The 9,274-nt window shown below is 73.5% G+C and carries 8 protein-coding genes; 6 read left to right on the top strand and 2 right to left on the bottom strand.

Going from position 1 to position 9,274, the window contains the following annotated elements; all coding sequences use genetic code 11:
- Positions 1–65: 65 nt before the first annotated feature.
- Together DKT68_RS04655 and DKT68_RS04660 are read right to left on the bottom strand one after the other, a co-directional pair.
- Positions 66–506 (bottom strand): MarR family winged helix-turn-helix transcriptional regulator, encoded by a 441-nt coding sequence (locus tag DKT68_RS04655; RefSeq protein ID WP_236646715.1) that lies wholly within the window; start codon positions 504–506, stop codon positions 66–68.
- A gap of 26 nt (positions 507–532) precedes the next feature.
- The gene (locus DKT68_RS04660; RefSeq protein WP_109816189.1) at positions 533–2,245 is read right to left on the bottom strand and encodes an alkaline phosphatase D family protein; all 1,713 of its coding nucleotides are present in this window, start codon (positions 2,243–2,245) and stop codon (positions 533–535) included.
- Positions 2,246–2,329: 84 nt separating this feature from the next.
- On the opposite strand from DKT68_RS04660, the gene ftsY reads away from it, so the two are divergent.
- From ftsY to DKT68_RS04690, 6 genes are all read left to right on the top strand, one after another.
- Complete coding sequence (ftsY, locus tag DKT68_RS04665; RefSeq protein ID WP_109816190.1) at positions 2,330–3,520, top strand: signal recognition particle-docking protein FtsY; 1,191 nt, start codon at positions 2,330–2,332, stop codon at positions 3,518–3,520.
- A 6-nt stretch (positions 3,521–3,526) separates the two neighbouring features.
- Positions 3,527–4,390, top strand: a complete 864-nt coding sequence (locus DKT68_RS04670; protein ID WP_201748899.1) for an aminoglycoside phosphotransferase family protein — start codon at positions 3,527–3,529, stop codon at positions 4,388–4,390.
- A 198-nt stretch (positions 4,391–4,588) separates the two neighbouring features.
- Positions 4,589–6,001: an ammonium transporter gene (locus tag DKT68_RS04675; RefSeq protein WP_109816191.1), complete on the top strand. Its 1,413-nt coding sequence runs from the start codon at positions 4,589–4,591 to the stop codon at positions 5,999–6,001.
- Positions 6,002–6,026: 25 nt separating this feature from the next.
- Positions 6,027–6,365, top strand: a complete 339-nt coding sequence (locus DKT68_RS04680) for a P-II family nitrogen regulator (protein WP_174537509.1) — start codon at positions 6,027–6,029, stop codon at positions 6,363–6,365.
- Positions 6,366–6,382: 17 nt separating this feature from the next.
- Positions 6,383–8,650 carry a [protein-PII] uridylyltransferase gene (locus DKT68_RS04685; protein ID WP_109816192.1) on the top strand — a complete coding sequence of 756 codons (2,268 nt, stop codon included), beginning with the start codon at positions 6,383–6,385 and terminating at the stop codon, positions 8,648–8,650.
- Between the two features lie 167 nt (positions 8,651–8,817).
- Positions 8,818–9,274, top strand: a 457-nt coding sequence (locus DKT68_RS04690) for a DUF7134 domain-containing protein (RefSeq protein WP_456238182.1), incomplete at its 3' end; no start/stop codon positions are given.

Consider the following 9,274-nt stretch of genomic DNA (forward strand, 5'->3'; position numbering starts at 1 on the left):
GTAGGCCTTGGTTGCCTAAAGCAACAACATGTCGGAGCCGGGGGAGATTCCCCCTCGGGACGGGGTCACTTCCAGGAGTCGTTGAACCGACCGAGCAGCCGGGCGAACTCCTCGACATCGCGGGCCGGCCAGTCGTCCAGGGCGCGGAGGAACTCCCCCAGCCGGGCGGAGCGGGCGAGGTCGAACCGGCGCTGCCCCTCGTCGGTGAGACTGATCTGCGCCGCCCGCCGGTCGCTCGGATCGGGGTCGCGGTTCACCAGGCCGAGGGCCTCCAGCCCGTTGATCTGCCGGCTCAGCGTCCCCTTGCCCACCCCGAGCCGAGCCGCCAGCTCGGTCAACCGGATCGACCCGCTCCGGCGCAGCCACAGCAGCAGCCCGTAGGTGTTCGGTTCGAGGTTCGGGTGCACCTCCCGGGCGATCTCCCAGGAAACCGCCCGACCACGACGCAGCAGGGCGGTCAGCTCGTGCTCGACCGCCCGGATGGGCTCCGGCAGGTGCTCGTCCACGGCGTAGAGACTACGGCGGGGCCCGCTCAGCCGTCGCGGGAGAGTCGGCGGCGCATCACGGGGCGTAGCTGCCCGTCCTTGGTGGTGCCCTCGATGGTCACCTCGGCCCCCCGCCCCCGGTGGGTCAGGGTGGCCACCGCGTTGCCGAAGTAGGGGCCGGCCAGCTTGCGCCAGCGCACACCCGGGCGGCGGACACCGGCCGAGCGGGCCAGCGCCCGGGTGGCCCCCGCGGGCCCGGACGACCAGCCCAGGCGCATCAGCGGACGGATGCCGGCCGGCACCTGGTTGTGGATCGGCGAACAGGTGAGCTGGTGCACCGGGGTGACCACCGCCGGGTCGGCGAACCGGGCCCGCGCCACGTACGAGTGGTGCACGTCCCCGGAGAGCACGCTGATCGACGCTGGAGGGGCGTACGCCGGCCCGGCCCCGATCCGCGCGCCGGTCTGACCCGGAGTGCCCGTGCCGATCCGGGCGAAGGTCTCCGCGAGCGCTTCGAAGGAGCGCCGGAAGGCGGCCCAGTGCTCCAGGTCGAGTGCCCGGCGCAGCTTCTCCGCCCCGCGCGCCACCCAGGGTCGGCGCGAGTCGGCCAGCTTCTCGTTCCACGCCTCGATGTGGTGGATGCCCTGCGGCAGCAGCCAGGGCAGCGAGGTGCCGACCACCAGGTGGTCGTAGACGCCGTGCGCCTGGTCGAGGAACCAGGCCCACTCACCCGGCGGCAGCATCGCCCGGCTGCCCCGGTCAATCACCCGACTGCACCGGTTGTCGAGCATGACCAGCCGGGTCCGCCCCAGGTCCAGCGCGTAGCTCCACTGGTACTGCACCGCGCGCCACCGCTCGGTGTCGTGCGCCAGGTCGGACTCCTGGTCCACCCGGTGCCCGAACTCGCGCAGCACGCCCGTGGCGTCCTCGGCGGCGGCCACCTTCGCGAAGACCGGGTCGGCGGCGATGTCGTCCGGGGAGAGGTTGCCCAGGTGCTGGTAGACCCAGTAGGAGGCGAGCCCACTGCCGATCCGCTCGGACCACCACGGCTGCTCGCGGACCTCCGCCCGCCAGGCGGCCGAGGTGTTCCAGTCGTCGATGATCTCGTGGTCGTCGAAGATCATCACGCTCGGCACGGTGGAGAGCAGCCAGCGGATCTCCGGATCCCGCCAGGACTCCAGGTAGAGCTTGGTGTACTCGTCGAAGCTCACCACCTGGTCGGCCGGGGCGCCCTTCGGCCGCCGTCGGCGCCGGCGCAGCAGCCGGCGCACCGTCGGCGAGGTGACGTCGGCGTAGACCTGGTCGCCGAGCAGCACCAGCAGGTCGGGCAGCGCGGCCGTCTCGGGATCGGCCATCAGGCGCCGGGCGTACGCGTCCAGCGCGTCCGGCGGGAGCTTGCGGGTGGTGGCGTGCTGGGTGGTCTCCCGGCACGAGCCGAAGATCAGGTTGACCGGCTGGTCCCGGTCGTCGGCGGCACGGGTGCGGATCACGCTCGGCGGGAAGCCGCTGCTCGGCACGGGCCAGACCACCTCGTCGTCGACCAGCACCTCGTAGGTGGTCGCGCTGTCCGGGGTGAGCCCCTCCACCACCACGAGCGCGTAGTGGTGGTCGTACGCGGAGAAGGTGGGTGCGGTGCCGGTGGCGCCGTCGGCGGTGCGGACGGTGACCACGGCGGGCGCCGCCGTCTCCACCCAGATGGTGGCCCGGGTGTCGACCACGCGCCGCAGAAGTGGGCCGATGAGGAGGTGTGCGGCGGGCATGCGGCCGAGCCTACCGCCGGTTCCCGGCACCGGCCGGGGAGCGGTGGCTGGGACGCCGCGCCCGCCATCTGACAGGATTCCGGCATGGCCGAATATCTCGTCCTCGCTCTGGTCCTGCTCGGTGTGCTGATCGTCGGCGCAGTCGGGCTGGTGGTGCCGCGGCTTCGCCGGCGCCCCGAGCCCCCGTTGCCGCGCACCGAGGTCGACACCCGGGCCGAGGAGGATCTCGCCGGCCCGCCGGTCGAGGCACCGCAGTCCGATCTGTCCACCGGTGTCCTGGTCGAGCCGCCGCCGGTGATCGAGGCGCCGGCCCCGACCCTGGAGGTGCCCGAGCCGACCGCCGGGCGGCTGGTCCGGCTCCGCTCGCGGCTGTCCCGCTCGCAGAACGTCTTCGGCAAGGGTCTGCTGGGCCTGCTGGCCCGCGACCACCTGGACGAGGACGTCTGGGAGGAGATCGAGGACAGCCTGATCACGGCCGACGTCGGCGTCGACGCCACCCGCGAGATCGTCGACCGGCTCCGCGAGCGGACCCGGGTGCTGGGCACCCGCTCCGCCTCCGAGTTGCGCGCGCTGCTCGCCGCCGAGCTGGTCAACGCCCTCGACCCGAGCATGGACCGGTCCCTGCGCACCGCCCCGAAGGACGGTGTCCCGGCGGTGCTGCTGGTGGTGGGCGTCAACGGCGCCGGCAAGACCACCACCTGCGGCAAGATCGCCCGGGTGCTGGTCGCCGACGGCCGCAGCGTGCTGCTCGGCGCTGCCGACACCTTCCGGGCCGCCGCCGCCGACCAGCTGCAGACCTGGGGCGAACGGGTCGGCGCGGAGACGGTCCGGGGCCCCGAGGCCGCCGACCCGGCCAGCGTCGCCTTCGACGCGGTCCGGCGCGGCACCGACACCGGCGTGGACACCGTGCTCATCGACACCGCCGGCCGCCTGCAGAACAAGGTGGGCCTGATGGACGAGCTCGGCAAGGTCAAGCGGGTGGTCGAGAAGCAGGGCCCGATCGACGAGACACTGCTCATCCTGGACGCCACAACAGGACAGAACGGCCTGGAACAGGCCCGGGTCTTCACCGAGGTCGTCAACGTGACCGGCGTGGTGCTGACCAAGCTCGACGGCACCGCGAAGGGCGGCATCGTGATCGCCGTGCAGCGCAAGCTCGGCATCCCCGTCAAGCTGGTCGGCCTCGGCGAAGGCAAGGACGACCTGGCCCCGTTCGACCCGGCGCAGTTCGTCGACGCGTTGCTGGGGACCGAGGCCGCCGGACGGGACGCGTAGTCTCGGGTGACCACTGACGATCGCGCGTACGCGGGCTGGCGTGACCCCGGCCACCCCTCGCAGCGCCTCGGGAGACCGTACGTGACTTCGCAGGAGATCCCGCTGCACGGCGGCAACGTGAGCACCGTGGTGCGCGTCGGAGACACGGTCCGCCGCAACGCGGGGCCGTGGACACCGTCCGTGCACGCCCTGCTGCGGCACCTGGAGTACGTCGGGTTCACCGGCGCCCCCCGGGCGCTCGGCATGGACGAGCGCAACCGCGAGGTGCTGTCGTACCTGGAGGGGGAGTGCGGGGAGTACCCGCTCGCCCCACACTGGGTGACCGACGAGGCGCTGGTCACCGTCGCCACCATGCTGCGGATGTTCCACGACGCGCAGTACGGCTTCACCCCGTCGCCCGGTGCGGTCTGGCGCTCGTTCGGGCCGCCGCCACCGGACACCGAGGTGATCTGCCACCACGACGCGGCGCCGCACAACGTGATCTGGCGGCCGGACGGCACGCTCGGGCTGATCGACTTCGACCTCGCCTCGCCGGGCTCCCGGATCTACGACGTGGCGTACGCGGCGTGGACCTGGGTGCCGATCTTCGCGGACCGCGACTCGATCACCCTGGGCTGGAAGCGCCCCGACCGCCCGCGCCGGCTGCGGCTCTTCGCCGACGCGTACGGGCTGATCCCCCGGGACCGGCACCGGCTGATCCGGACCATCCGCAAGCGGATCGTGGACCACGTCGAGGGGATCCGCCGGATGGCCGCCGCCGGGGAGCCGGCGTTCGTCCGGATCGTGCACAAGGGGCACCTGCGCCGGCCGATGCGCGACCTGCGGCTGCTCGACTACGAGCGGCACGCTCTGGAGAACGCCCTCCGCTGAGCGCGAGCCGATCCACCCGCGTCCATGTCGACGGGTGTGCGGACTTCGTGACACGTACGAAACAACCCGTCACGAAACGGAAACCGGCACGGGACCGTGGGTGAAACAGCCGGCCGCGAAGCTTCCGCGCAACCGGCCGACGGGCGACGCTGCCCCGGAAAGCCGCGAAGGAGGGAACTTCACCTTTAGGAGGCCAGCGTGCCTGAAGCACCGACGATCGACGGCGCCAATACCGTTTGGCTGCTGGTTTCGACCGCGCTCGTGCTGCTCATGACCCCGGGACTGGCGCTGTTCTACGGCGGGCTCAACCGGGCCAAGGGCGTGCTCAACATGATGATGATGAGCTTCTCCGCCATCGGGCTCATCTCTGTTCTGTGGTGGTTCTACGGCTTCAGCGTCGCCTTCGGGGCCGACGTGAACGGTTTCTGGGGCGACCCGGGTGCGTACCTCGGCACCAAGACCTTCCTCGCCGAGACCGACCTGTGGGGCGCCACGGCGGAGAACCCCAGCGGCATCGGGGTTCCGCTCTATGTGTTCATGGCCTTCCAGATGGTCTTCGCCGTGATCACCGTCGCGCTGATCAGCGGCGCCATCGCCGACCGGGCGAAGTTCGCCGGTTGGCTGCTGTTCGCCTTCGGCTGGGCCACCCTGGTCTACTTCCCGGTCGCGCACTGGGTCTGGGGCGGCGGGATCATCGGCGGTGACATCCACGCGCTGGACTTCGCCGGCGGCACCGCGGTGCACATCAACGCCGGTGCGGCGGCTCTGGCCGTGGCGCTGGTGCTCGGCAAGCGGCTGGGCTGGCCGCGCGAGGGCATGAAGCCGCACAACATCCCGCTGGTCGCGCTCGGCGCCGGTCTGCTGTGGTTCGGGTGGTTCGGGTTCAACGCCGGATCGGAGCTGACCGTCGACTCGGTCGCCGGCCTCGCCTTCATCAACACCCAGCTCGCCACGGCGGCGGCGGTTCTCGGCTGGATCGCGGTCGAGTGGGTCAAGGACCGCAAGCCGACCATGGTCGGTGCCTCGTCCGGCGCGATCGCCGGCCTGGTCGCCATCACCCCGGCCTGTGGCTTCATCGCCCCCTGGGCGGCCGTCCTGCTCGGCATCGTCGCCGGGGTCGTGTGCGCGCTCGCCGTCAGCCTCAAGTACAAGCTCGGCTACGACGACTCCCTCGACGTGGTCGGCGTGCACTTCGTCGGCGGTTGGATCGGGTCGCTCTGGCTCGGTCTCTTCGCCACCAACTCGGTCAACGCCGCGATCAGCGACGTGGTCGGTGCGTCCGACGGTCTCTTCTACGGCGGTGGCGCCACCCAGCTCGGCCGGCAGGCGCTCGCCGGCCTGATCGTCTCGGTCTGGTCGTTCGGCATCGCCTGGGCGCTCGCGTTCGTCATCGAGAAGACGATCGGCTTCCGCGTCCGGGGCGAGGCCGAGGTCGAGGGCATCGACATCGCCGAGCACGCCGAGAGCAGCTACGACCTGTCCCCGGCGGGCGGTGGCACGGGCAGCGCGTTCGCGATGGCCGGCATCGGCACCCCCGGTGGCGGCGCGTCGAGCGGCGCCAAGCCGGAGGCGGACTCCGCCGAGCCGGTCAGCGCGAAGGTCGCCGGTTAACGTTCCTGGGATGGAGGGGTTGGACATGAAGCTGGTGACCGCGGTCATCAAGCCGTACCAGCTGGACGCGGTGAAGGAGGCCCTGCACGCCCTCGGGGTGGCCGGGCTGACCGTCAGCGAGGTCCAGGGGTACGGGCGGCAGAAGGGGCACACCGAGGTCTACCGGGGTGCCGAGTACACGGTCGAGTTCCTGCCCAAGATCCGGGTCGAGGTGCTGACCGACGAGATCGACGTGGACAAGATCGTGGACGCCATCGTCGGTGCTGCCCGCACGGGCAAGATCGGCGACGGCAAGGTCTGGGTCACCGGTGTCGAGGAGGTCGTCCGGGTGCGTACCGGCGAACGCGGCCTCGACGCGCTCTGACGCGGACGACGACCGACATGGCCTCGTTGACCAGGAGGGACGCGTCCGGGCACGGTGACGCGGACCCTCTGGTCAACGAGGTCGTCGGCGTACCCGGAGGGATCGGCGAGCCGGCCCGGCTGGCTCGGGCGGCGGCGTACGACGAGTTCCTGCGCGGGTTGCTGCCCGCGCGTGCGGGGGTGGCGCTGCTCGCCGTCGGTGGGCTGGGCCGGCGACAGTGCGCCCCGTACGGCGACCTCGACCTGGTGCTGCTGCACGCCGGGGTGCCCGGCACGGACGAGCTGGCCGCCTCGGTCTGGTATCCGATCTGGGACGCCGGCCTGCGGCTGGACCACTCGGTGCGGACGGTCGCTGAGGCGCTCTCGGTGGCACAGGACGACGTCAAGGTCGCCCTCGGGCTCCTCGACGCCCGGTTGGTGGCCGGCGACCAGGCGCTCGCCGACGCGCTGATCCGCACCGCCGCCGACCACTGGCGGCGGACCGCCGTCCGCCAGTTGCCCGGTCTGCGGGAGGTCACCGCTGCCCGCTGGCAGGCCCACGGTGAGCTGGCCTTCCTGCTGGAGGGTGATCTCAAGGAGGCCGCTGGAGGGTTGCGCGACGTGGGCCTGTTGCGGGCCATCGCCGCCGCCGGGATCACCGACGCCCTGCGTCCCGCCGTCCGTGCCGCCCACCTGCGCCTGCTGGACACCCGGGACGCGCTGCACCAGCAGGTCGGCCGCCGGGTCGACCGGCTGGTGGCCCAGGAGCGCGACGGGGTTGCCGCGCTGCTCGCGCTGGAGGACGGCGACACCCTCCTGCGCCGGGTCGCCGGGGACGCCCGCACGGTCAGCCACGCCCTGGACGACGCCTTCCGGGCCGCCGACCGGCTGCGGTCCGGCCGTTCCCGGAGCGGGAACGGCGGCCCCGTGCGCCGCCCGGTGGCCCGGGACGTGGTCGAGCACGACGGCGAGCTGGTGCTCGCCCGGACGGCGATCGGCGCACGCCCCGACCCGAGCCTGTCGCTGCGGGTGGCCGCCGCCGCGGCGGTCACCCGGCTGCCGATCGCACGCGCCACCTGCGAGTGGCTGGCGGCGTACTGCCCGCCGTTGCCCGCGCCCTGGCCGGTCGAGGCCCGGGCCGCGTTGACCACGCTGCTCGGCGCCGGTCCCGGCCTGGTGCCGGCCTGGGAGACCTGCGACCGGTACGGGCTGGTCGACGGCTGGCTGCCCGAGTGGACCCGGCTGCGCAGCCTGCCCCAGCACAACCCGGTGCACCGGTACACCCTCGACCGGCACCTGGTGCAGACCGCCCACGAGGCCAGCCGGCACGCCCGCGACGTGGACCGTCCGGACCTGCTGCTGCTCGGCGCCCTGCTGCACGACATCGGCAAGGGTCTGCCCGGGGACCACAGCACGGTCGGTGTGCCGCTGGCCGAGGCGGTGGCGACCCGGATCGGCCTGCCCGCCGGGGAGGCCGGGCTGATCGGCACGCTGGTCCGGCTGCACCTGCTGCTGCCCGACGTGGCCACCCGCCGGGACCTGACCGACCCGGTCACCATCGCCTCGGTGGCCGAGGCGGTCGGCGACACCGGCACCCTCGACCTGCTGCACGCGCTGGTCCGCGCGGACGCGGCGGCCACCGGGCCGGCGGCCTGGTCGGACTGGAAGGGCCGACTGGTCGCCGAGCTGGTCGCCCGGGTCCGCACCGCGCTGGACACCGGCGTACTGCCCGAACCGCCGGCCCCCGACCCGGCGCTGCTGGCCGGGCCCCTGCCGGTGGTCCACCTGACCGGGGACCGGGTGGCGGTGGCCGCGGCCGACCGGCGGGGCCTGCTCGCCACGGTGGCCGGCTGCCTGGCCCTGCACCGGCTGGAAGTGATCTCCGCGGACGCCTCCGCGGTCGACGGCCGTGCCCTGGTCGAGTGCCGGGTGCAGCCCCGCTACGGGCTTCCACCGGACCCGGTCCCGCTCCGCGCCGACCTGAGCCGGGCGGTCGCCGGCGACGTGTCGGTCACCCAGCGGCTGCGCGGCCGTGCGCTCGCCGCCCGGGGCGGCGGACCGGCCCCCCGGGTGGTCTGGCACCGCGCGGCGGCCACCGACGCCGTGCTGCTGGAGCTGCGCGCCGCCGACGCCGCCGGTCTGCTCTACCGGGTCACCTGCGCGCTCGACGAGGCGGGCGCCCTGGTCCGCGCGGCCCGCATCTCCACCCTCGGCGCGGACGTCGTCGACGCCTTCTACCTGGTCGGCGGTTGGCCGGACGACGCCACCCGGGCCCGCCTGGAGGCCGCGGTCCTCGCCGCCGTCTGACCCACGAACCGCGCCGCCTCCCTCGGCTTGCGTGCGGGGGGCCGCCGGGCGTGCCCGCCGGCAGCGCTGCCGGGGAGAGCGGGCAGTCCGGGTACGTCCGGGGGCGTAGGCGCGGTGCCGCTCGTGGACGCACGACCGGGGGCGTCGACGCGGGCAGAATGACGGCCATGCGATGGATCGGGCAGCGGGAGCGGCAGGAGGCGGCGAGAGACGTCGTGCTCGCCCTGGCGCTGCTCGTCTTCGGGCTGCTCGCCACCGGTCTGGCCGGGGACAACCAGCCGGGGTCGAGGCCGGTGGACGCCACCTGCCGGGTGCTGATCGCGTTCGCCGCGCTGGCCCTGCTGGCTCGGCGGCACGCCCCGGTCGCCACCCTCGCCGTGGTCACCCTGGCCACGTCGACGTACCTGGTGCTGGACTACCCGTACGGGCCGATCCTGCTCACCTTCCTGATCGCCGTGTACACCGTGGCGGCGCGGCTGCCGGTGCGCCCCGCGGCGCTCGCCACCGGGGGCGCGTTCGTGCTGCTGCTGACGCATGTGTTCTGGTCCCGCGGCCCGGCTCCGGGCTGGGCGGGAGTGCTACCCGCGTCGGCGTGGGCGGTCGTACCGTTCGCGGTGGGGGTGG

Source organism: Micromonospora acroterricola, from assembly GCF_003172955.1.
In the GTDB taxonomy this organism is placed as follows: Bacteria; Actinomycetota; Actinomycetes; order Mycobacteriales; family Micromonosporaceae; genus Micromonospora; species Micromonospora acroterricola.

What these genes read in the sequence shown, in the direction of transcription:
- DKT68_RS04660 (WP_109816189.1), bottom strand. Translation starts at nt 2,245, where the DNA reads ATGCCCGCCGCACACCTCCTCATCGGCCCACTTCTGCGGCGCGTGGTC.
- ftsY (WP_109816190.1), top strand. Translation starts at nt 2,330, where the DNA reads ATGGCCGAATATCTCGTCCTCGCTCTGGTCCTGCTCGGTGTGCTGATC.
- DKT68_RS04680 (WP_174537509.1), top strand. Translation starts at nt 6,027, where the DNA reads ATGAAGCTGGTGACCGCGGTCATCAAGCCGTACCAGCTGGACGCGGTG.
- DKT68_RS04685 (WP_109816192.1), top strand. Translation starts at nt 6,383, where the DNA reads ATGGCCTCGTTGACCAGGAGGGACGCGTCCGGGCACGGTGACGCGGAC.